Annotated in this window: 21 protein-coding genes; 1 reads left to right on the forward strand and 20 read right to left on the reverse strand. The window is 24.7% G+C overall.

Features of this window, described 5'->3' with window-relative positions:
- Nucleotides 1-110: 110 nt before the first annotated feature.
- From C7380_RS05725 to nadX, 20 genes are all read right to left on the reverse strand, one after another.
- Nucleotides 111-1,337 (reverse strand): nitrogenase component 1, encoded by a 1,227-nt coding sequence (locus C7380_RS05725; RefSeq protein ID WP_109604533.1) that lies wholly within the window; start codon nucleotides 1,335-1,337, stop codon nucleotides 111-113.
- A complete protein-coding gene (locus tag C7380_RS05730) occupies nucleotides 1,324-2,595 on the reverse strand; it encodes a nitrogenase component 1 (RefSeq protein WP_109604534.1) in 1,272 nt (423 codons plus the stop codon). Before C7380_RS05730 ends, C7380_RS05725 begins: the two co-directional genes overlap by 14 nt.
- A 1-nt stretch (nucleotide 2,596) precedes the next feature.
- Nucleotides 2,597-3,343: a nucleotide-binding protein gene (locus tag C7380_RS05735; protein WP_109604535.1), complete on the reverse strand. Its 747-nt coding sequence runs from the start codon at nucleotides 3,341-3,343 to the stop codon at nucleotides 2,597-2,599.
- 33 nt (nucleotides 3,344-3,376) lie between these two features.
- Complete coding sequence (locus C7380_RS05740) at nucleotides 3,377-4,165, reverse strand: ABC transporter ATP-binding protein (RefSeq protein WP_109604536.1); 789 nt, start codon at nucleotides 4,163-4,165, stop codon at nucleotides 3,377-3,379.
- 16 nt (nucleotides 4,166-4,181) lie between these two features.
- Nucleotides 4,182-5,198 (reverse strand): FecCD family ABC transporter permease, encoded by a 1,017-nt coding sequence (locus C7380_RS05745; protein WP_109604537.1) that lies wholly within the window; start codon nucleotides 5,196-5,198, stop codon nucleotides 4,182-4,184.
- A complete protein-coding gene (locus C7380_RS05750) occupies nucleotides 5,198-6,166 on the reverse strand; it encodes a FecCD family ABC transporter permease (protein WP_109604585.1) in 969 nt (322 codons plus the stop codon). The genes C7380_RS05745 and C7380_RS05750 overlap by 1 nt, the downstream gene beginning before the upstream one ends.
- Before the next feature lie 135 nt (nucleotides 6,167-6,301).
- Nucleotides 6,302-7,210, reverse strand: a complete 909-nt coding sequence (locus C7380_RS05755; protein WP_109604538.1) for an ABC transporter substrate-binding protein — start codon at nucleotides 7,208-7,210, stop codon at nucleotides 6,302-6,304.
- A gap of 80 nt (nucleotides 7,211-7,290) precedes the next feature.
- Nucleotides 7,291-8,145 carry a helix-turn-helix domain-containing protein gene (locus C7380_RS05760; protein ID WP_109604539.1) on the reverse strand — a complete coding sequence of 285 codons (855 nt, stop codon included), beginning with the start codon at nucleotides 8,143-8,145 and terminating at the stop codon, nucleotides 7,291-7,293.
- A 123-nt stretch (nucleotides 8,146-8,268) separates the two neighbouring features.
- Nucleotides 8,269-10,023: an ABC transporter ATP-binding protein gene (locus C7380_RS05765; RefSeq protein WP_109604540.1), complete on the reverse strand. Its 1,755-nt coding sequence runs from the start codon at nucleotides 10,021-10,023 to the stop codon at nucleotides 8,269-8,271.
- Nucleotides 10,016-11,782, reverse strand: coding sequence for an ABC transporter ATP-binding protein (locus C7380_RS05770; protein ID WP_109604541.1), 1,767 nt, complete (start codon nucleotides 11,780-11,782; stop codon nucleotides 10,016-10,018). The genes C7380_RS05765 and C7380_RS05770 overlap by 8 nt, the downstream gene beginning before the upstream one ends.
- Nucleotides 11,783-11,919: 137 nt before the next feature.
- Nucleotides 11,920-12,870, reverse strand: a complete 951-nt coding sequence (locus tag C7380_RS05775) for a helix-turn-helix domain-containing protein (RefSeq protein WP_109604542.1) — start codon at nucleotides 12,868-12,870, stop codon at nucleotides 11,920-11,922.
- A 26-nt stretch (nucleotides 12,871-12,896) separates the two neighbouring features.
- Complete coding sequence (locus C7380_RS05780; protein WP_109604543.1) at nucleotides 12,897-14,279, reverse strand: ABC transporter ATP-binding protein; 1,383 nt, start codon at nucleotides 14,277-14,279, stop codon at nucleotides 12,897-12,899.
- On the reverse strand, nucleotides 14,279-14,758 hold the full coding sequence (locus C7380_RS05785; protein ID WP_240597526.1) for an energy-coupling factor transporter transmembrane component T family protein: 480 nt from the start codon (nucleotides 14,756-14,758) through the stop codon (nucleotides 14,279-14,281). The genes C7380_RS05780 and C7380_RS05785 overlap by 1 nt, the downstream gene beginning before the upstream one ends.
- 175 nt (nucleotides 14,759-14,933) lie before the next feature.
- Nucleotides 14,934-15,512, reverse strand: a complete 579-nt coding sequence (locus C7380_RS05790; protein ID WP_109604545.1) for an MptD family putative ECF transporter S component — start codon at nucleotides 15,510-15,512, stop codon at nucleotides 14,934-14,936.
- Nucleotides 15,513-15,659: 147 nt separating this feature from the next.
- The gene (locus C7380_RS05795; protein ID WP_158274793.1) at nucleotides 15,660-19,106 is read right to left on the reverse strand and encodes a TrmO family methyltransferase domain-containing protein; all 3,447 of its coding nucleotides are present in this window, start codon (nucleotides 19,104-19,106) and stop codon (nucleotides 15,660-15,662) included.
- A gap of 51 nt (nucleotides 19,107-19,157) precedes the next feature.
- On the reverse strand, nucleotides 19,158-20,012 hold the full coding sequence (locus C7380_RS05800) for a MerR family transcriptional regulator (RefSeq protein WP_158274794.1): 855 nt from the start codon (nucleotides 20,010-20,012) through the stop codon (nucleotides 19,158-19,160).
- A gap of 28 nt (nucleotides 20,013-20,040) precedes the next feature.
- Nucleotides 20,041-20,619, reverse strand: coding sequence for a GrpB family protein (locus tag C7380_RS05805; RefSeq protein ID WP_109604548.1), 579 nt, complete (start codon nucleotides 20,617-20,619; stop codon nucleotides 20,041-20,043).
- Nucleotides 20,620-20,735: 116 nt separating this feature from the next.
- Nucleotides 20,736-21,560 (reverse strand): carboxylating nicotinate-nucleotide diphosphorylase, encoded by an 825-nt coding sequence (gene nadC, locus C7380_RS05810; RefSeq protein WP_109604549.1) that lies wholly within the window; start codon nucleotides 21,558-21,560, stop codon nucleotides 20,736-20,738.
- 4 nt (nucleotides 21,561-21,564) lie between these two features.
- Nucleotides 21,565-22,476, reverse strand: coding sequence for a quinolinate synthase NadA (gene nadA, locus C7380_RS05815; RefSeq protein WP_109604550.1), 912 nt, complete (start codon nucleotides 22,474-22,476; stop codon nucleotides 21,565-21,567).
- Between the two features lie 2 nt (nucleotides 22,477-22,478).
- A complete protein-coding gene (gene nadX / locus C7380_RS05820; protein ID WP_206050532.1) occupies nucleotides 22,479-23,231 on the reverse strand; it encodes an aspartate dehydrogenase in 753 nt (250 codons plus the stop codon).
- Nucleotides 23,232-23,380: 149 nt separating this feature from the next.
- On the opposite strand from nadX, the gene C7380_RS05825 reads away from it, so the two are divergent.
- The gene (locus tag C7380_RS05825) at nucleotides 23,381-24,982 is read left to right on the forward strand and encodes a hypothetical protein (RefSeq protein WP_109604552.1); all 1,602 of its coding nucleotides are present in this window, start codon (nucleotides 23,381-23,383) and stop codon (nucleotides 24,980-24,982) included.
- Nucleotides 24,983-24,985: the final 3 nt, after the last annotated feature.

Raw genomic sequence — 24,985 nt, forward strand, 5'->3', positions numbered from 1 at the left:
ATAATACCTCCAGTCTATTTGGTTTCAAAAAGCAAAAGTTAACTTATTATTAGAAAATATATTACAATATTTATTATATCATAACTTAAATTAAAAAAAACGTTTAAATTTTAATCATTTATTTCATTTATCCAAATATTAACAAGATTTATAGCTCCTCTATAACCAATAAAAGGAACAGAATAATCATGTAAACGCCATTTAGTATCTGGGTTAGAAATTTGAAGTTCATCATTTTTATCAATCCATTTTAAAATTTCTCCACTGGTCATTAAAATTCCTTTATCATGTTTATTCACAAAATTTAACCAAATTTCTTCTTCTAAAAATGGAATATCATCATCAAAAAAATCAGGACAATTACTCCAACAAAATCCTTTTGGGAGATTTATTTCATTACAACCAAAATTTAAAATACCTCTTACAACATCAACATGTCCGCCTAAAGATAATAAAGATTCTTCTGTATGATCTCTTATAATATGTTTGAAATGAGGAATAACATTAAAAGATTGTTTTTTAAACAAATCCTCTTCTAAATTTATATAATCTAAATTTAAATTAAAATTACATAAATTTGATATTTTTTTTAACCAAGAAGAAGTTCCTTTAATGCCATAAGGTCTTTCAAAAATAAAAGGAGTACCAAATTTTTTTTCCAAATATTTAGCTGATTTAACCCCTTCACGACGAATAACAATATTTAAATGAGCAGCTCCTATTTTTTGAATATCATCTATAGAAGTATTAGAACTTAAGACACATAAAGGGTCAATATCAAAAGCATTTTTCATAATACGTATAATTTCATTCGAATCTTCTTTAAACTTAAAAATATCAGCACATGAACCTATTATATTAAAAGTTGGTCTTTCAGTTTTTTTTAATTTTACTGGAATTGATTTACATAAAGAAAAAAGAGTTTCCTGAACCCCTTTATTTTTATTAATATTAAAACCTCCAAAGCCAAAAGGAATAAATATAATCTCTGGATATTTATATTTAATTTCTTCAGTCATTGAAAAAATATCACTTCCAATCATTTCAGGAATAGCAGAAGGAATTAAAAAAATAACTTTTGGATTTTCAATTTTTACAACTTCATCAATAGTATCTTCAAATCTTTTAACTTGTCCAAGAGAAATATCAGTTTCATCAATATGAGTTGAATAAAGCTTACTTCCTTCATAAATTCCAGCTCTTTTTAAACTAACACTACTATAATGCATATGGCCCATACATCCAAATTCTATAATTGCAGAATTTTTAATAGTAGAAAGAGTCCACAAAATTCCCATTCTTCCCGAAGGAACAGGTTTAAATCTATGCAATCCCATTATAAAAACCACCTTTAATAGCATCATAAACTTTCAAAATTCTATTTAATAAATTTAGAGTACGTTCGTAACCAACTTGACCATAAAAATCAAACATGTTACCTATATTTGGAATATTTTGGTTATATGGAATATATCCAAAACACATATCAAAATTTAATTTTTTTATTATTTCAATATCTGAATCAATATTAGTAATCTTACATATAAAAGGATCAACACCCATAGAAAAAAGTTTATTTGAATCTTCTTTATCATGATTATAAAATTCTTCTATATGAAAAAGTAATGGAATCATACCAAGTTCTGTTAAATAAATTCCAAGAGGAATTGGTAAATCTATTCTAAGAGATAATATAAAACTTAAATCTTTTAACTTCTTTTTCGCTTCTTTTTCAATTTTTAAAGATTCTTTTCTTAAAGAATTGAAAGAATTTAAATCAAAATTAAAATATTTTGAAATTTTATTATAGGCATCATCTATACTCTTAATATCATATATATCATGAAGAGAAATATATGGAATTTTAAATTCTTCATACATTTTTATGGCCAAAGGTTTCATATAAGGTGAAAAAACTATATTTAAAACACTATCAGTTGAATTTTGGAAATCATATAAACTTGAATCTGGTGATAAATAACGAATATTAGCATCAATTTTTTTTAATTCTGAAACTAATAACGGAATAGAACTGTGACCGTCTAAAGAGACTCCTAAAAGATTAACCTGATTATTTTTTTGTTCTTTTTTTAACATCAATTTATGCATAGCTTCCATTGTCTTCCAAGAACCTGAAGGAAAACTTATATGTTTAAATTGTCCAAGCATAATAAAAGAAACTTTAGCATCTATTTCATGATTAATTTCTTCTAAAATACCTTCCATATCTTCACCTATAAGTTCAGGAACACAAGTTAAAATAACTAGTATAGCTTTAGAACCTAATTTATCCATTTTTTTTAAAGAATCTATAATTCCTTGACGGCATCCAAAGACAACTTCATTAGAGTTTAAAACATATAACCAATGAAATTCATTATTTTCACCTTCTGGATTAGGACTAAAAAGTCTTGAATGTATTGTACATTCTGGCATTCCTACCAATAAAGTTGATAAACCTTTAATATTTTCTGCAATTATAGATGCTCTATGCATAGGACAATGACTTCCATTATGAACAGCAGGAGTTAAAAACTTAACACCTCTATTTGAATTAACTTTAGATAATTTATTTAAATGAGAAAATTCATTCAATTTATTTCACATCCTCCAAAAGTAATTTTGCAAGATTTTTATAATGCTCGCTCATATCTGATTCTGGAAAAACTTCTATTACTGTTTTAAAATCAATCTCTGCATCTTGAACATAATGACTACGTGGAATTTGATAAACAACTGGAATACCTATTTCATCAGCAGCCTTGTCTACAAGCATTCTTTCATTTTCTATATTTTTTGAATTTAAAATCAAACCTTTTAAAGAAGCGTAACCACGTTTTTCAAAATTTTTAACAGCATAAGAAATATTTGAAGCTGCATATAAAGACATCATTTCTCCCGAAGTTACGATATAAACTTCATCAGCATAACCACCCCTTATAGGCATTGCAAAACCACCACAAACAACATCACCTAAAACATCATATAATACAATATCTGGTTTATATATTTCATAAGCATTTAATTCTTCAAGTTTTTCAAAAGCCGTTATTATACCTCTTCCAGCACAACCAACACCGGGAACAGGACCTCCTGCTTCTACACATAAAACATTTGTATTACTTAAAGCGACGAGTTCTTCAAGAGTAGCATCACCATTAACTCTTAAAGTATCTAAAACTGTTGGAATTTTTTTACCCATTAAATTACGAGTTGAATCAGCTTTAGGGTCACAGCCAATTTGCATAACTGTAAATCCCATAGAAGCCATTGCAGCGGATATATTTGAAGTTGTTGTTGATTTCCCAATTCCACCTTTTCCATAAATAGCTATTTTCTTCATAAAAGAGAACCCTCCTAATTTTTCAAATCAATATTATACTTTTATTAAATCATAAGAAATACATGTAGGTTTTTTTGTTTTTGGATCATTTATGATATTTGCATCAATGTTAAAAGTTTTTTCTAAAATATCTTTTTTCATAACTTCCTCAGGTGTTCCATAAGAAATAATTTTTCCTTTTTTTATAGCTATCATATAATCTGCAAATCTTGAAGCGAGATTGAGATCATGAAGAACCATAACAATAGTACGATTTTGTTCTCTATTTAATTTATATAAAAGTTCCAGTAAATCTAATTGATAAGAAAGATCTAAATAAGTTGTAGGTTCATCCAATAAAATTAAATCTGTTTGTTGTGCGAGAGCCATTGCAATCCAAACACGTTGCCTTTGTCCGCCTGAAAGATTATCAATAGGAATATTTCTAAAAACTTCTAATTTAGTTACACTCAAAGCCCAATCAATTATTTTTGTATCCTCAGAATTTAATTTTCCAAAACCTTTTTGATGAGGAAATCTTCCATAAGAAATAAGTTCTTCAACTGTTAAACCATCGGGTGCTTGAGGTGTTTGAGGTAAAATAGCTATTTGTTTAGCTATTTCTTTAGTATTCAAACTATTGATATCTTTTCCATTTAAATAAATCAATCCACTCTTAGGTTTTAATAAACGGCCTAAAGCTTTTAAAATAGTTGATTTACCACAACCATTTGAACCAATTATTGTAGTTATTTTTTTTTCGAAAATTTTTATATTCAAATTTTCAACGATTAAATTATTATCATAAGCTATATTTAATTCTTTTGAATTCATACATTCCATACAAATCTTCCTCTCATTATAATTTACTTTTAATTAAAAGATATAAAAAATAAGGAGCACCAATTATTGCAACAACTATTCCTGTAGGTATTTCAGATGGTTGTACTATAGTTCTGGCAATTGTATCAGCAGCTAATACAAGTATAGAACCTGTTATAGCACAAGTTGGTAATAATATAGAATGTTTGGGACCTACTAATCTTCTTGAAAGATGTGGGGCGATTAATCCCACAAAACTTATACCTCCACTTATTGATACAGCAGAAGCAGCAAGAATGACAGAAACCATTAATAATCTTCTTTTTTCTTTATTTATAGAAACCCCAAGGCTTTTAACTACATCATCATCAAGATTTAAAATATCGAGTATTTTTGATTTAAAGAGTAAATATGGAACAAAAATCAAAATCCAAGGTAAAAGTGCTAAAACAAAATACCAATTACTTCCCCAAATACTCCCCGCTTGCCATGAAGCAACAAAATCAAATTGTGTATCATCCAATTTAACGACTAAAATAGTTGTTAAAGCAGAAATACCTGCTTGAATTGCTATACCATTTAAGATTAATCTAATTGGTTTTATACCTTCATGTTTATTTTTACTTAAAATATAAATAATTATAGCAGTTATACCAGCGCCAATAATTGCTAAAAAAGGTAAAGTAAAAATAGAAAAAAATGTATTAGTTCCAAATAATAAAACATAAACAATTATCATCAAACCAGCTCCTGCATTAATACCCAGAAGTCCAGGATCTGCGAGAGCATTTTTACTTATATCTTGAATTATACAACCCGACAAAGAAAGAGCCATACCTACTAAAATAGAGATTACAATTCGAGGCAATCTAAACTTAAACAAAATAAGATTTTCTTTTGTTGATCCTCCTCCAAATAAAGTTTTTAAAGTATCCAATGGAGAAAGTTTTATATATCCTGTATTCATACTCAAAATGAAAAAAATTAAAATTAAAATAAAACATATAATTAAAATATTAACATTATATAAATTTTTTTTGTTTTTATATTCCATTATAATTTTCTCCTCTCATTATTAGCAAGATACAAGAAAAAAGGAGTACCTATAAGAGAAATTATAGCTCCTATAGGAGTTTCAAATGGAGGATTTAAAGTTCTGGATCCTAAATCGGCAAGGACCATCAATAAAGCACCTAAAACTGCTGAAGAAGGAATGATTTTTCTATAATCAACGCCAACGAAATATCTTGAAATATGTGGTATGATCAAACCTACAAATCCTACAGAGCCAACAACAGCAACAGAAACTCCTGCAAGGATCAAAACTGTTAAAGTTGACAAAATAGTAATAAATTTTATATTAAGACCAAGACTTTTAGCAACATCTTCTCCAAGGCTTAAAAGAGAAATTGATTTAGATAAAAGTATTGACAAAATCAAAGCTAATAAAATCCATGGAGTAATAATTTTTAATTGAATCCAATTAGAACCAGCAACACCACCAACTGTCCAGAACATTATATTTTGTGCTACATTAAAATAAAGAGCAATACCTTGACTTAATGCAGATAAAAGGGCACTAACAGCAACTCCAGCTAAAACAAGTCTCATTGGTGAAGATTTTCCATGTCTAAAAAAAGTTGCTCCTTTAACTAAAAAAGAACCAAAAGCTGCACCTAAAAAAGAAAAAAATACTATGTATATATAACCAATATTAGGAAAAAAAGCAAAACAAATTGATAAAGCAAAAGCTGCACCAGCATTTAAACCCATGAGCCCAGAATCAGCAAGAGGATTTCTCGTTGTTCCTTGCATAATAGCTCCAGAAACTGCAAAAGCTGCCCCAACCAAGGCACTTGCAATTATTCTTGGCAAACGTAAATCTATTATTATTAAATGTTTCATATTTTCATTGTCAAACCTAAAAAAAGCTGTCCAAACATCTTTAAAAGAAATATCAGAAGCACCTCTTGTTATTGAAAACTGTATCAATAAAAAAAGTAAAAAACTTCCAAAAGTCATAATAATAAAAAATATTTTGGAATTTTTTCTTTCATTTTTAATTTTTGCACTCAAAAGATTACCTCCTATAAAAATCAAAATATAAAAAAATTGGTACAGTCTATATAAAAGGCTGTACCGCTTATATATCAAAAATTATTTTGAATAAATTTCAAGAAGTTTTTCAGCTGTAACTCTTAAAGCAAGAGGTCCAAAAGTATTTAAAGAATCATCGAAATAAAAAATATGATTATTTTTAACTGCTTTTATTAAATACCAAACTGAAAAAGACTCTTGGGTTTTAACAAATGTTTTTGAAAGATCTACATAATTTTGAAAAGCTATATAATCAGGATTCATTTCGGCGACAGTCTCTAAAGAAATAGTTTTATAATCATAAGGGTAATTTTCAGGAGCCTTCAATCCAAAAGTCTTATAATAAAATTCATTGCCACGTGTTATAAAAGATTTACCATCAGTACGAAATAAAGCGAATGTTTTATCATTTTTTTCACTTAAAATTTTTCTTGTGTTTTCAATTATTTCTTCAGTTTCTTTGATAAATTCTTTTGCAAACTCTTCTTTTCCAACTATTTTAGCTGCATCCATAGTTTGTTCTTGCCAAGATTTTGAAAAATCAAGTAATATAACAGGAGCAATTTCATTTAACTGATTATAAAGTTCATTAACATGACCCTGTCCTTTAAAAGTAACTATTACATCAGGATTTGATGCAAGAATTGCTTCTAAATTTAAACTACGAGCACTACCTAAATCAATTATTTTTTCACCATTGGAATAAGGTTTAAGTGTTTCCCATTCTTCTAGAGCTTTCATAGCTGTACCAGTTGAAGATCCTGCAGAAGCAGCTGGTGGAGTACCTAAAGCCATAAAATATTCTAGATATAAAGAATGAAGAATAGCAATTTTTTTTGGTTGAGATTTAAGAACAATTTTTTTGCCAGTGGCATCTATAATAGTTTTTGGCCATTCATTGTTATGAGCAAAAGCCAACAATGATGAAAAAATAGAAATTGATAAAATCAAAACTAAAATTTTTTTCATGAATATTCCTCCAATATTTTTAATTCTACAAAAATTAGTTTACGCTAATTTATTCAAAAAATATTATATCAAAAATCAATTTATATTGGAATAGCAATATCCTGAAAATCATATGGACAATTCCTGAATTTTTTTCTATAATTAGTTGGAGAAATATTATAATATTTTTTAAATAATCTACTAAAATATAAAGCATCCGGATATCCAACATTCTTTGCAATGACATTTATAGGATAATTATTATTTATTAAAAATTCTTTGGCTTTATCAAGTCTAATTTTAATGATATAATCCCCTGGGCCCATATTAATATGTTTTCTAAAAATATAATATAAATGATTCTCATTTATATTATTTTTATTGCATATTTCTTTAACGCTTATATTATTCATATAATTATCCATTATATAAGAACATACTTGATTAAAAAGGTGAGAAGAATTTTTTTTATCTATTTCATTATTTTGGGCGCTTATAAAAATTTCTTCAAGGATATTTCTGAAAAGAGTTTCTGTTCTAAATTCAGAAATTAAAGTTTTTTCATTAAATTCTTTATAGATTTTAAATAAAATTTCATTTAATTTTATATTATTATATGTATTAACTTCAAAATGAATATTTGATAAACTTATATCAGTTTTTATTTCTTTGGTATCATATAAAATAGAAATAAACTCCCAATAATCAGTTCCAAGTACTTTTTTTTGAAGTTTAGAAGAAGCAGAACCATGAATTATGTTCCCTGTACCAGCAATATATGGATTATCATTAAAAGAAAATTTTGCTTTACCATTAAGAGGAAAAATAAACCCAGGAAAAGGAGCTGATCTTTGTACACCAAATCTTCCAGGATTTATTTTACAATGATAAACTCCTTTTATATTGAAAGACATATTTCCAAAATATTTAATAAGATCATTTAAATCCATTCGCATATAAATTTCCTCCAATTAAATCATAAAATATAATTAGATTAACCTAACTTATGTAAATTATATCATTTGAAATTAACAAAAAAAATAAAAATTGCTCATCTTTTTTACAGATGAGCAAATTTTTCAATCTTTTAAAATTTTCCAACCTTCAGCATTTTTTCGAATATCTAAAAACTTTTTATAAAGGCCATTTTCTTTTATAAGTTCAGAATGAATTCCCTTTTGAACAATTTTTCCATTATCTAATACCAATATTTGGTCAGCATTTTTGATTGTTGCTAAGCGATGAGCTATTATTATTATTGTTTTTCCATGTGTTAATTCATTAAGTGCCTCTTGTATAAAATGTTCATTTTCTGGATCAATACTTGCAGTGGCTTCATCTAAAATTACAATTGGAGAATTTTTTAAAATAGCTCTTGCTATTGAAATTCTTTGTTTTTCTCCACCAGAAAGTGAAGCTCCAGATTCTCCAATTAAAGTATCATAACCTTTTGGAAAAGACATTATAAAATCATGGCAACGAGCTTTTTTAGAAGCAATGATGACCTCTTCTCTGCTTGCATTGGGATTTCCAAATTTTATATTATTAAAAATACTATCATTAAATAGATAAACTCTTTGAAAAACCATACTAATATTTTTTAAAAGACTATCACAGGTAAAAAGTTTTATATTCTCATTTCCAATAAAAATATTACCTGAATCTATATCATAAAATCTTGCAATTAAATTACATATAGTTGTTTTTCCACTTCCAGATGGACCTATAATAGCTGTTGTAGTATTTTGATCTATATTAAATGAAACATTATTTAAAACTAAATTTTTATCATAAGAAAATGAAACATTATCAAATTTTATATCAAAAGAATTCAACTTAATATCAGAACCATCTTTATCTATAAATTCGGCATTTTCAATTTTTTCTATTTTATCCATATTTGTATCTATCATTTTCAAAACATGTACAGCATTATTAATAGTTTCAACATGACCAAATATAACAAAAGAAAATATCATCATCATTGCCATATATGGAATACTCATATCGCCATTTAAAGCAAAATATGCGGAAAGAAATATTAATAAAACAGAAGCTGATTTAAGACTGAAAAGATGAAAACAATTGAATGGAACAAAATTTTTTTCAATTTTAATATTAATATTTTTACTTTCTTCATAAGCTTTTTCTATATTTTTTATGGCAAAATTTTCTTTACCAAAAGATTTTATAATAGGAATACCTTTAAGATATTCAATAGTTGAGCCAACCATACGACTTTGAGATTTCAAATGTGCAGATGAATTATTTTTGCTTTTAACTCCAAGAAAATGTAAAGCTAATGTTGAAAAAATAACACCTATTAAAGCAGAAAAAGCAAGATAAATATTAAAAAAACATAAACATAAAATAAGCGTAAAAACACTTATATAACCATTTATAACGGTATCTATCATTTTCATACCATACATTTCTAAATATGAAAGATCATTAGTTACAGATGTAGTAATATCACCAGATTTATTACTTTGAAAAAAACCAAGTGGAACACGTTTTAAAACATCTCCTATATAAATTCTTTGTTTTGCAGTTAATTCATATATTATACTATCTTGTAATACTGCACGACGATAAGAAGTATAAAAACGTCCCAAAACAGATAAAAATATAAACAAAGTTATGTATAATATCCAAATAGGATTAATTTTTTGTACATTTTTAAAATCATCATATATCATATTCATTGCAAAACCACCAGCCATAATAGGAAATGCAATAAATAATGAATTAAAAAAAGAATAAACAAAACCTTTATACAAACGTGATTTATAATCACCTATCCAAATTATAATTCTTTTAATTATTTTAAACATAAAAATCTTCCTTTCTATTTCCTGCGGCCCAACTTTTAGAGCCTATATGAGATTTCCACATTTCAATATATAAATTACAATTTCTTAAAAGATAATCTTGTGTTCCTTGTTCTACAATTTTTCCATTATTTAAAACTACAATATTATCGGCATCTTTAATTGTTGAAAGACGATGAGCTATGACGATTAATGTTTTATTTTTAGTTAATTCTGAAATAGATTTTTGAATATTATCTTCATTTTCAGAATCTGTAAAAGCTGTTGCTTCATCAAGAATAAGAATTGGAGAATTTTTAAGCATTGCTCTTGCTATTGTTATTCTTTGCATTTCTCCACCAGAAAGTTTTTTGCCAGCTTCACCAGCTTCTGTATGATAACCATTAGGTAATTTTTTTATAAAATCATCACATTGAGCTTTTTTGGCAATATTAAAAACTTCTTCGTCAGTTGCATCTGAATTTCCAATTCTTATATTTTCTAATATAGAACAATCAAATAAAAAATTATCTTGAGTTACAAAACTTATAATATTTCTTAATTGAGTTAAAGGTATATCTTTTATATCAACTCCACCTATTTTTATAGAACCCGAATCAATATCCCAAAATCTACTAATTAACCTTGCTATAGTTGATTTTCCTCCACCTGAAGGACCAACAAGAGCATGAAATTCTCCTTGAGGAATATTAAGAGTTATATTATCAATGGCATTAGATTCATTATTATAAGAAAATGAAACATCATTTAAATTGATACTATAATCTTTTAAATCAATACATAATTCATTATCTTTCAATTCTTCAATATTTAAAATTTTATTAACATCGTTTACAGCATATTCGATTGTTTTTAAATCATTAATAGCCGTTGTAAACCACATCAAAGGAGATATTATTCCCATAGAAAGAATTAAACACATTACAAATTCAGATGGGCTTAATGAACCATTAATATATAAAATCATACCTATAGGAATTGTACCTAATAATGAAGAGGGTAAAAAAGTTGCTGTAAAATTCATCAATTTCCATGTACTTCTAAACCAATCTAAAGTATAATCTTTAAAAAATTTTACAGAATCACTGAATTTTTCATAAGATTTTGAAGATTGATTAAAAGTTTTAATAACTTCTATACCATTTATATATTCAACAATAACACTGTTAACATGATTTGAAGCTTTCATATAATCGGAATATTTTTTATTAAATTTTTTCATTTCAAAAGAAAATAAAATTAAGGGTAAAGGTACGGTTATCAGTGAAGCAAGGGCCATACGCCAGTCAATAAATAATAAATAAGAAAAAACAAATAATGGTAGAATTAAATTAGAAATACCTTCTGGAATCATATGTGCAAGAGGTAATTCAATTGTTTCAACTCTATCAACAATAACATTTTTAAATTTACCAGAAGTTTCATTCAAAACAGTTCCAAGTGGTGCTTTAAGTAATTTGTTGATCAAACGTAAACGTATTTGTTCCAAAATGGAATAAGCTGAAATATGAGAAAGTGTAGTTGAAAAGGCATAAAATAACAATTTACCGAAATAGCCAAGAAAACATATCAAAGACCAAAAAATAATATCTTTTAAATCAGGATTACCTTCAAAAAAAATATTTAAAATATTATAAACAGCAATATAAGGAATAAATCCACCTAAAACACTTATAATTGCAAAAATAACTGAGAAAAAAATCTTCCATTTACAAAAAGTTGCAAATTCAAAGACAACTCTCATCCATTTTTTATTCTTCATGGATAAAAACACCTCACAAAAAAAAATTTAGTTAGGTATGCCTAACTAAAGTAATTATAGCTTATAATAAAAAAAACTTCAGCTCCATAAAGATAAAAAATATACCATTTAGACATTTAATACGATAAAATTATGAATTATAAAAAAGATTTTCTATATTCTAAAGGAGTTTTTCCCATAATATCTTTGAAAGCAACAGAAAATTTACTTGGACTTTCATAACCAACATCACCAGCAATAAAAGCAATACTTTTTTTTGTGTGTCTTAACATAATAGCAGCTTGGTTTATTCTATAAACTCTAATATAAGAATAAATAGAATTTCCATAAATAGCTTTAAAACAATTCTTCATAGAAGTTAATGATATATCAAACCTTTTAGCTAAAAAATCTAAAGTATAATGTTTTTCAATATCTTCAGTTATAAATTTTTCAATTGATTTTACTTTTTCTACTTGAGACCTATAAAAATAAGGAGGTTTTTCATTATTTTTTGAAATATCAATAACACTTAAATAAAGTAACAATTCAAGTATTTTAATCTGAAAGTACTGTTTTTTAATATCATTTGGTACTGAATATAATTCAGAAAAAATATGTTCAATGGATTTTTCAGATCTTAAAACAAAATAATCAGTTTTATTTAAGAATTTATTTTTTAATGATCCAATATTAATTGGGAATCCATCAAGTGCTTTTTTTATTGAATATTCAGCTTTATCCAAATAAAAACATATAGTAATACCATGATAATGCTTTATTGGAAATTCAAAAGTTTTTTTATGATTATCTCTATCATCAATTCTTAAGTCTCCTTGTTTTAAGTACATGAACAAATCATCTTTAATATTCCATTGTATTCTTCCTTCTCTACAATGATCAATACAAAAAATATTTTCGGGAGTTTCGAATTTTGATTCAGTTTTTTCCATATAAAAATCATTATACATTAATGATATTCCAGGAAAAACATCATATAAAATCATTTTTCCATCTCCAGTATCATTATGCATTTCAAAAACTGTACAATCTTCATTCTCACAAATTTTATTCACATTATCTCCAAGATTATTTTTATTATAAATCATAAAAATCTCCTTTTATCTTCAATTATTTAAAAATTGTTCATCTGTAAAATTTTTGAACAAGTATTATTCAAAAATTCTATATCATGAGTTATTACAATAATAATATGATTTTTAGAAAGTTTTTTTATCATAGAACTAACTTTAATCATATTATCATAATCTAATCCACTTGTTGGTTCATCAAATATAAGTATTTTTTTATTTGATAAAATACCTGTAGCAATTGCAAGTCTTTGTTTTTGTCCGCCAGAAAGTGACATTGGATGAGAATCTTTAAAATCGATTAAATTAAAATTATTTAAAACATTTTCAATATCCAAATCGTTAGAATGACCATCGATATTACATTCATTCCATACACTTTCACTAAAAAGCTGATGATTAACATCTTGCATTATCATATAACAATAATCTATTCTTTTTTTATGATTCAGTTTAATATCATTGAATTTTATATATCCTTCATATTCTTTAATAAGTCCAGTAATACATCTCATTAAAGTACTTTTCCCAGAACCATTTTTCCCTAAAACTCCAAGAATTTCACCTTGTTTAACTTCAAAAGATATATTATTAAAAATTATTTTATTTTTAATTTTACATGAAAGATTATTAACTTTTAAAATATTTTTAGAATAAACATTAGGAGTATTTTTTAAATTTATAGTTTCTTTATTTATAGATCTTAGTCCCATATCAACTCTATTTTCAAAATTTAAAGAAAAAAAATCCTTAGAGTTAAAAATTTTAGAAATATAACCATCTTTCATTAAAACTACTCTATCAACAATATCTTTAAGATAAAAAAGTCTGTGTTCAGCTATTATAATTGTTTTTCCTTCAGATTTTATTTTTTTTAGTATGTTTTTTAAAACTGATATAGATTCTTCATCCAAATTGGCGGTAGGTTCATCTAATACAAATACTTCAGGATTCATTGCAAAAACTGAGGCGAAAGCAAGACTTTGTTTTTCTCCGCCAGACATTTTAAATATATTCCTGTTCAATAATTTCTCGATTTTTAAAGAATTTATAGTTTCTTTTAATCTTAATTCTATGTTTTTCTGAGGTATACCATTATTCTCAAGCCCAAAGACAATTTCACTATTAGAATCAATATTAAAAAATTGAGATTTTGGATTTTGAAATACGGATCCTATAATTCTTGAAATTTCATACATTTTATGATTCTTGATATCAAAGTCATTACATAAAACTTTTCCATTAAAATAAAAATTTTCAGTCAAATGTGGAATTATACCATTTATAAGTTTAGTTAAAGTTGTTTTACCTGAACCACTTTTACCACATAATAAAATACATTCATTTTTTAAGATATTTAAATTAATATTTTTTAAAATTATATTATCTTTATTATAACCAAAAATAATATTTTTTAATTCAATCATTATATCACATTCTCGATTCTTAAAATTATAGACACAAAAAGAAAAATTATACCAATTAAAAGAGAAAAAAAATCAATATAATGAAAATTCAGATCTATTAAAGAAGTTTTTTTTATTGGATTTTCTATTCCTCTTGTCACGGCTGCAGCACTTAATTCTTCTGAAGTATTTGTTGCAGAAATCATAATTGGAACTAAATAAGACTCAAATTTTTTAAATCCTTTAATTCCTCTTAATTTAAAAGCATCTTTAATATGATTTCTTTCTTCTTTTAATGCGGGAAAATATCTTATAGTTATGGCCAAAGGTATTATAATACTTTGTGGGATTTTCCATTTTTGTAAAGCTAAAATAAAAGCTCTTACAGGAGTTTTTTTTATTATCAAAGTTCCAAACATTAAACAAGGGAAAATTTTTCTTGAATACATAACAATTATAGAAAATAAATTAATAAATATACTCGGTGCAATTGGAAACAAAAAATATTGAATTATTAATAAAAATAAAAAAGATAATAACCAATAAAAAGAATGTTTTCTACAGCCACATAAAAAAAGAAGAATAGCTATAAAAAAAACTAAAGAAGTTTCTATATAAATAAAAGAAGTATTTCTGTTCTTGGATCTAAAGTAAAACTATTGTTTAAATCAAACATCATACAATACCAGCCTTTTTAAAATGTTTATTAAAAAGTTTTTTAGTTATCCAAGCTCCTATAAATGCACCTAAAATTGGTGCAATGAATAAAACTGCAAGCATACCATTGGAAGCAATAGAATTCAATGTACTAACATATTCTTCTGGCATACCTTGACTTGAAATTTGAGCTAAAAAATCTTCTTTAAAAAGCCATATTGGTAAAGGTGATCCAATCATTCCTAGTGAAAAAAATACGAAAGAAAACATATTACCTTTAAAATTTTTATACTTCGAAATATAACGAATTAGTTCGGCAATTCCACAAGAAATAATAAATGTAATTAATATAACAATTGTAAATTGACCAGTTATAAAATATAATAAACCAGTTATTAACCCCATAATAAAAATTGCTCCAAATTTTTGAACTTTAGAAATCATTATCATATAAGGTATACCTGTAAAAATAGCTATTAAACCAGGCATTAAAATCCATATATAAGGTGAAAAACCAGATAATAACATAAACGTAAAGTTTATAACGAAATAAATAGCCGAGAAAATTCCTATAGTTATTAAATCTTTACCCTTCATAAAAACCCTCCTAAATAAATTATAGTTAGAATATCATAAATTATTATACTTATTAAAAGGGTTTCTTTCTGCTCCATATTGACTTTTATATACCGAAAAGACAATATTATATATATCTTAAACTAAATTTAAACTCGTCTCCAAAAATTAGTCTGAGCTAACTTTTAAATATTTTCCAGTATAACTATTAATATTTTCAGAAACAATTTTGGGAGTTCCTTGAACTATAACTTCACCACCAAATTCTCCACTTTCTGGGCCTATATCAATTACCCAGTCGGCATTTTTGATAACATCTGGATTATGTTCAATTATTATTATGGTACATCCTTTGTCTGTCAGTTTTCTAAAAAGAGTTAATAAATTTTGAATATCAGAAAAATGAAGTCCTGTAGTAGGTTCATCTAACAAGTAAAGATCATTTTTTCCAGAAGATTTACAAAGTTCTTTAGCAAGTTTAAGCCTTTGAGCTTCGCCACCAGATAATGTGGCTGAATTTTGTCCTAACTTCAAATAACCTAATCCAACATCCATCAATATATTTAGAACATTGTATATTTTTTTATTTTTATTTTTATGAAAAAAATCAAAAGCTTCTTCTATAGTCATTTTAAGAATATCAAATATATTTTTTCCATCAAAGTCAAAATCTAAAATCTTTTTCTTATATCTTTTACCATCACATGCTGGACATTTTGACCAAGTATTTATAAAATCTATTTTAATTTCACCGCAACCTTTACAATTATCACATTGTCCATCAGGTGAATTAAAGCTAAAATAACTTGAATTTATATTATTTTTTTCAGAGAAAATATTTCTAATTTCGTCCATTATACCTATATAAGTTGCTGGTACACTTCTTGGAGTTCTTCCAATAGGTGATTGATCAGCAAGAATTATTTTTTTAAATTTTTCTCTTACAGTATATTTACAATTAATCTCTCTATTTTTATTAAAAGTAGGAAATAAAACGCCTTCCAATAAGCTTGATTTACCACTACCACTTACTCCTGTAATACAAGTTAATGATTTAAGTGGAATTTTTATAGATATATTTTTTAAATTATTATATTTAATATCTTCAAATTCTATGAAATTAATATTTTTATGTTTGTTTTTTGGAATAAATAAATTTTTATCATTTTTTATATACTCTATAGTTTCAGAGACATTATTATTATTATTTAAAATATCATTTATTTCTCCATCTAAAACAATGTTTCCTCCATCTTTGCCTGCTTTAGGCCCAATATCGATTATTCTATCTGAACTTTTAATAATGTTTTTATTATGTTCAACAAGTAATATAGTATTTGAATTTTCCTTTAAATTTTTAATTATTTTTATTAATTTTTCATAATCTTTTGGATGAAGTCCAGCTGTAGGCTCATCCATAACATAAAGAACACCAGAAATATTACTTCCAAATTGAGATACTAGTTTTAATCTTTGAAGTTCTCCACCTGATAGAGTCGTAACGGATCTATCTAAAGAAAGATAATCTAATCCAAGTTCTTTACAGGTACTTAAATCATAAATAAGTTTTTTCAAAATAGGAGATATAAAATCATATTGATAATCAGTTATAGTGGAATATAAAGATTCACACCACTTTTTAAGTTCTTTTAGAGACATTGATAATATTTCTGGGTATCTAATTTTATTTATAGTAACAGATCTTCCTTCAATATTAAGTCTTTCACCATCACAATAATTACACTTGATTTTTTTCATATAACCAATATTTGATTTTGAAGCTTTTTCATCCGAAACAAGTCTTTTTATTATATGATAAGCACCCTCAACAGGTCTTGTAATATTCCCGTTTCTTCCACTTTTATTATTACTAAAATTCAAAGTCACATTTCTTCCATTACTGCCATAAATCGCTTGTTTTTTAAACTCTTCGGGAAGATCTTTCCAAGGAAGATTTAAATCAATATTCATTTCATTTGCAAGAGCTATTATTTGACCTCTTATCCAATTGTGATTTGGATTCTTTAAAAAGACTCTTAGTTTACCCCAAAGTTTTGAAGCTCCATCTAAAATAGAAATTTCTGGATTTTGTATAATTGAGTCAACATCAACATCATAAATTTCACCCTTTCCATTACATACAGGACACATACTTTCTGGATTTGTATAACTAAACATAGAAGGAGAAATATCAAAAAGAATTTTACCACATTTGCTACAAGTATTATTTGTTTGTAAAACCATTTTTTTATCTGAAGCAAGAATTAAATAAAAAACACCTTTTCCTATATTCAAAGCTAATCTAAAATCATTATGAGTTTTTCCATAAATATCTTCTATTTTATAATTATCTAAATTTAATAATATATTTTCTATAGTATCTTCAGTCATTGGGATAACAGGATTTCCACATTTTGGGCAATGCCTTATACCAATTGTTGAAAAAAGTATTCTTAATTGATTTATCATACCAGTTGCAGTACCAACAGTTGAATATATATTTTGTCCTAATGAATTTTGAGAAATTGCTATTGCAGGAATAATACCTTCTATACTATCAAAATCAGAATTATCATTTAAAGAATTTTCACCAGAAGCATCGAGAAATCTTTTTCTACATTCAGAATATAAAGTATCAAAAGCTAAGCTTGACTTACCACTGCCACTCACACCAGTAATACTCGTTATTGTTCCATAAGGAATTTCAACATCAATATTTTTTAAATTATTATGTCTTGCTCCATTAATTTTAAGACTATTTTTTTTATAAAAGTTTTTTTTATTTAGTTCCAATTTTCTCTTTGGATTAGAATAGTTAAAAATAGTATCTTCAAGATAAGAATTTATTATATTTAACTTTCCATCAGAGTATTCATTTTCTTCTATGCTATCTCTCCAGTGAGAGAGCCATTTAGGTATTTTAGCATTTAAAATAGAATCATTATTGTTATAAGGCAGTATACCGATTAAAGGAGTATGATCAAAACATTCAAGTTCAGTAACATATATTTCATCTTTTTTTATATCAATTATCTTAGCAATTGTCAAAGCTATAGGAGTAGGTCTTACAGGAGATCTAGAAGCAAAAACACCAGTTTTTGGAGCATTTTCATAAGGGGGATTACAAATTAATGTTTTTCTATATTTTACTTTATCAAATCTGTCAAACCACCAAAATATTTTTATATATGAATTAATTTCAAATGAATTTAAAAAATCATTATTCTCTATTTTTAGTTTATATTTTCCATTTTTTTTTAAAATAAGCCCTTTTTGTTCTATAGAAAGATTTTTAATATTTGAAATATTTTCAAAAAGATTTGGATTAAAATTAAAATCTTTTATATTATCTTCTGAAGGAAAATAAGGCTTTATATCATAAACTAATAACTCTTTATTTTCTAAACCTTCTAATTTTATATATCCAAGTTTTGAATCAATATTCTTTATTTTGAATACTCTTTCTTTTAAAATATACAATTCATCAGAATATATAAGTATCAGATGACTAAAATTTTCAATATATTTTAGACCTTTTAAGAAATCTTTTTTTACTTTTAAAACACCATTTTTTGAAACATCTCCGATTATTTCAAGTTTAAATGATTTATTCAATAAAATCACCTCCGTTTTAAAAACAGTATAACATCTAACATCATGTTAGGGTCAAATTTTTAATACAGGAATTTGTATTTCTGTTAAATAATTTTCAGGATTTTTATTATAAAAAGGTTCTTCATTTGAAACATGACAAATTTGTCGACTTTTACCACAAATTTTATAATGATTATGTGAATTAAGCCAATAAATTAAAAATTTATAAGCTTTTTCTAAATTAGTATAAGGACCTTTTACCATCATACATGCCATTAAATTTACCTTTCTTGTATTTCTAAATATCAATTTTTCAAAGTCAATATATTTTTTTTCTATTATATATCCAACTTCTACATCAATACTATTTTTAACAAAATCATCATTATGAAAAATACATAAATTATTTCCTATACCTTTTTTCAAAGTAATATTATATTTATTTACAAGAAAATCTAATTTCTTCCATAACTTTTTTTCATCATTATAAGAAGAAATAGTTTCTCTTATAGAAACTATGTTATATTGCGGAATACTTTTAAAATTTATATTAAAATTAATACAAATATTATTTTTCTTAATATCTTCTATGGCAGTATTTATGTTATTTATTTTATTATATAAAGAATTTATTTCATTTAAAATGATATCTTTTCTTTTGTTTAAATTTTCAATCAAAAAATTATTTTCCCAACTTTCCAGTATTTTTTTTATTTGTTTTACAGAAAAATTCATATCTCTCAATAAGATTATTTTTTGAATGATAGGAATCTGCTCTACACAATAAAAACGATAACCTGTAAATTCATCTATTTTAAAGGGTTTAAAAATTCCTTGTTCATCATAATATCTAAGCATTCTAATTGATACTTCGGTTAATTTAGAAAAATCTCCAATTTTAAAAAGAATAGAATTATCTTCTATCATTCTATTAAAAACACCTCCAAAAATATAGTTAAATATATCTATTTTTAAACTCATTTTTTGCAATAGATGTATATTTTTTTATAAAATCAGTCTTTGATTCTGTATATGCATTTCTGTTATTTTTATATTTGAGCATAAGAGATAATTTTAATTTTTCATATTCTTTTGCAATGTTAGGATATTTAATTAAATAATCTCTAAAATAAAGTTCGTCATTATCTCCATAAGGTCTTATATGCAGATGATAAACTTTCTTAGCAAATCCTTCTGGTGTATATCCTTTGTTTAAAGATAATCTAAAATCTTTTGAGTTATTGTTTGACATAATAGTCCAATCATTTTTTAAAAGAGGAATTATAAAATTATTTATGTCAATATCATGTAAAGTTTCTATAAGAATATCTATTGTAGGTTTTGCTATTAATCCTTCAACGGCGGTACTTCCAATATGACTTAATCTTTTTATATATTTATTTTCTAATAAACTCAATAAAAGCTTTTTTTCATCATTATACCACTTTTTGTACTCTGGATTATGTTCTTTTAGAATTATTGGAAATAATATCCAAAGTTCTTCTAAAGTCATTTCAGATAATTTTTTATTCATTATTATCATCTCCTGTTTTAATATGTTAAAGTATTCCTTTGTATTATACAACAAATTAAATTTATTTTTTTAAAATAATATAAAAAAATAAAAAATATAGAAGATTAAAAAATCTTCTATATTTTTAAAGAAAAATCTATATAATTTATTTCAGTAGTTAAAATTCCCATTGATATAATATCTATATCATTAGATAAAAATTCCAAATAATTATTTTCAGAAATTCCTCCAGAAACTTCAATTAAAATATTATTATTTAAAGATTTTAATTTTTTAGCAGTTTCTTTTGCTTCGTAAGAATTAAAATTATCAAGCATAATTATATCAACATTATAATTTAAAGCTTCTAATGCCATATTTAAATTGTTTACTTCAATTTCTAATTTTTGAGTGAAGGATTTAAACTTTGATACAGCTTCAATAGAATTCTTGATTCCACCATATAAAGAAATATGATTATCTTTTATCATTATTGTATTATATAAATTAAAACGATGTGTATCTCCACCACCAATCATAACAGCATATTTCTGAATTTTATTAAGTCCAGGAATAGTTTTTCTTGTTGCAGCAATTTTTGTTTTAAATCCCAAATCAAGTATTTTTTCATTGATTTTATTTGTTTTAGAACTTATAGAACTCATAAAAGATAATATATTTAATATAGTTCTTTCACATAATAAAATATTATAAGCATCACCAAAAATACTTCCTATAATACCTTTTTCAGCAATTTCTCCGTCATTATAATTAAAAGATCCATTTAAATTAAAAGATTTTAGAACATCATATATTATATTAATTCCACAAATACAAACCTTATCATCCTTTAAAAAAATTTTAGCTTCAAAATTTTTGTTTTTAAGTTCATAAGAGGCAAGATCAATAAAATTTTCATCATTTCTTATGTTTTTTATAATATTATTTATTTCATCTTTCACTTTATTATACCTCCATAAGCTTAAACATATTTATTATAGAACGTCTTGAATCATTTATCAAATTTCTATCTAATAAAATTTCATTAATTTCAAAATTTAAGACATTATAGATATCTTCTAATTTATTTTTTTTCATATCATGACAAATTGCTTCATTATTAAATGGAATTATTTCAACATTTTCAAACATATTTTTTAATACGTCAACCATACCTATCTCAGTACCGATAATATATTTTTTATCAAGATTTTCAGATATAAACTTAGGCATTTGACCTGTTGAGCCAACTTTAAAAGACTTATCTCTCAAATTTTTTTTACACTCTGGATGAACTATTAAATTAAAATCAGAGAATGATTTGAGATTCAAACTATTGTTTTCTATGGAATCATGCACATAACAAAATCCATCTTCTCCCGGTATAGCTAAAACATTTTTTTTAGTTTTTTCTTTAACATAATTAGCCAAATTTTTATCTGGTCCAAATAAAATATTATTATTATCAATAGCATTAACTATTTCTACAGCATTTGCTGAAGTGCAAACACAATCAGCATATCTCTTACATTCAGCTGTTGAATTAACATATAAAACAATCGAATAATTCGGGAATTTTGATTTAAAATACAATAATTTTTCAGGAGATAATGAATTAGCCATAGGACATGTAGCAGATTTATTGGCAACAAAAATTCTTTTTTCTGGATTAAGAATTTTCATAGTTTCAGCCATAAAATCAACGCCTATAAAAAGAATATTTTTTTCTTTATTAATATTTTGAGCAACCTTAGCAAGACCTAAGGAATCACCATTATAATCACATAAATCAAGAATATTTTTTTCTACATAATTATGACCTATAAAAATAAAATTTTTCTTTTCTTTCAAATATTTAATTTCTTTTAATAAATCCATTATTAAACACCAACCTTAATACTATTATTAAATTTTTTTAGAAATCCAACTACAGATAATGGTGCCATTAAACTTGTTTTTGGATTATTAGAAGGATTATTTTCAATTTTTATTTCATATTTACCTGCTTTTGAATCTATAAATATTTTATGAATATTTTTAATTATTTTTGGATCAGAAATAATTTTTACTTTAACTTTATCAAAACTTTCAACGGCCATTGAAAGAGTGATAGCAACATTAATATTTTTAGGATAATTTTTAATAGCTTCTTCGGCAGTTCCATAAAAAATAAGTTCTTCTTTTGTATTTATCATATTAAAACTTAATGGGGGTTTACGAGTTTCTATAGTAATAGAATTAATTTCATCTTTCAAAGAATTAATAATATCAATTCCACCAATAGCTCCAGATGGAATAAATATTTGAGACCTTGAATTTTTTAAAATATTTTCAACATTGTTTCGAAAATCAAAATCTGAAAAAGCGCCACTTGATAAAATAATAATATTCTTATTATTCCTAATTATGTTTTCAGTATATTTTTTCACAGCTTCAACACTCGCACATTCCACATAAAAATCAATATCATCAGAAATAAAAAAATCGGATTCAATACAAAAATGAAATTTTTCTTTTAAAAAATTAATTTTTTCAACATCATAATCTAATAAATAAGCTTTTTTTATACAATTCTGCATTTTTTCAAGAATTATTTCAGTACAATTTCCTGCCCCAATAAAAAAAATATTCAATAAAAACATCTCCTTTGTATATACTGTATATACAGTAACATTATACTTCAAAGTATAAATTTAAATAACGAATAAATGAAAATTGTATAAACAAACTGTTTAATAAAATTGTGATATAATATTAAACATAAAAATAAGGGGGATAAAATATGAAAAAAATTCTAATTATTTTAATCTTTATAATTTCATTAAATATTTTTGGAGTTGAATATACTGAATATATCAACAATAACAAAGATTTTTTATCTATGACATCAAAAAATTTTGAGACACTTATAACTTACAAATTAAAAAATAAAGAATATAACTTTTTTATATGGGATATTAAAGAAAGAAAAATTCCTGAACATAAATTTATATTTAGTTCAACAGATAGAACTTATTCGATTTCTGGAGATGGTCAAAAAATAGCTTTTAGAAGTAATAATATGATTCAAATATTCCGTAAAAATGGTATAATGATTAAAAATTTTGTTCCAAACAATTTTTATAAAACTTCTAATATATCGAGTATAAATTTAGATCATAATGCAGAAAAAATAATAATAGCTTTTAAAAATTATAGTATAACGACTAATGATTATATACACTATTTGCAAATATATGATATATCAAGTGGAAATATGATCTCAGAATATAAAGGAAATTATGAAAGTCTTTATGTTAGTGATATAACAAAAGAAAGTTTTATATTATTTCAACAAAATAAAAGCAATAAATATAGCGTTTCAATAATTAGTATAAAGGACCCAAAAAAATTTTTATATTCAGCAAATTATTCAAATTATATACATCCAAAATTTTTTGATGATAAAAATCTAATAATAGAATATATTAATGGCATAAAAAAAATAATAAATATAGAAAATTTCACTGAAAAAACTTATAAAATTGGAGGAGTTTATTGTTTTGTAAATGAAGAATTAATATATAGCAAAGAAGAAAATGGGATAAACCAATTCATAACAGATGGTAATTCATTACTAAAAGTAAAAACAATAAAAGGAAATTATTTTATATATACATATGATAGAGAAGAAAAAAACTTTATATTGATAGACAAAGATGGAATAAAAAAATATCCAGCATTTGATTTAAATTTAAAAACATATATTCAAAAATATGATAAAGGAATAGAACTTCTTCAAATTGGATTTGATGATGGAGTGGAAGAAATAAAAGCTGCATTGGAGAAAGAAGAATTAAGTTTTTTATCACAAAATAATGGGATTTTTTTAAGTCAAAATCTTCAAATCGACGAATTTATTAGATCAAAATTAATTGTTATGGAATATTATAATCTAATAAAAAATGGAGAAGTTATGGACATATTATATGCACATAGAAAACTTCTTGAATATATAATGATATCTTGCAAAACAAATAATATAGAACTCGCTGAAAATGCGTTAACAAAACTAAAAAATTTAAAAAAAGAATATCCAAAAACATTAAAATGGGAAAATATAGAGAAACATATAGTTTTATTTGAAGCTTTAATAATATCAACAAAAGATAACTCTAAAGAAGGATATTATCACATTTTAAATAATAATGGAATATTATACAATGATCAAAACTATGTGCTTTTTTATCTTATTGATCATCCAGAATATTTTTCTCCTTTATATGAAGATAAAAAGAAATTATCATATTTTACGAATATACAAGAATCAAATTTAAAAAATCCTAAACCATTTTCTAAAGAACAAAAAGAAATATATAATATTGATGAAAATCCATTTTTGTGACAA

Origin of the sequence: Oceanotoga teriensis (assembly GCF_003148465.1) — a bacterium.
In the GTDB taxonomy this organism is placed as follows: domain Bacteria; phylum Thermotogota; class Thermotogae; order Petrotogales; family Petrotogaceae; genus Oceanotoga; species Oceanotoga teriensis.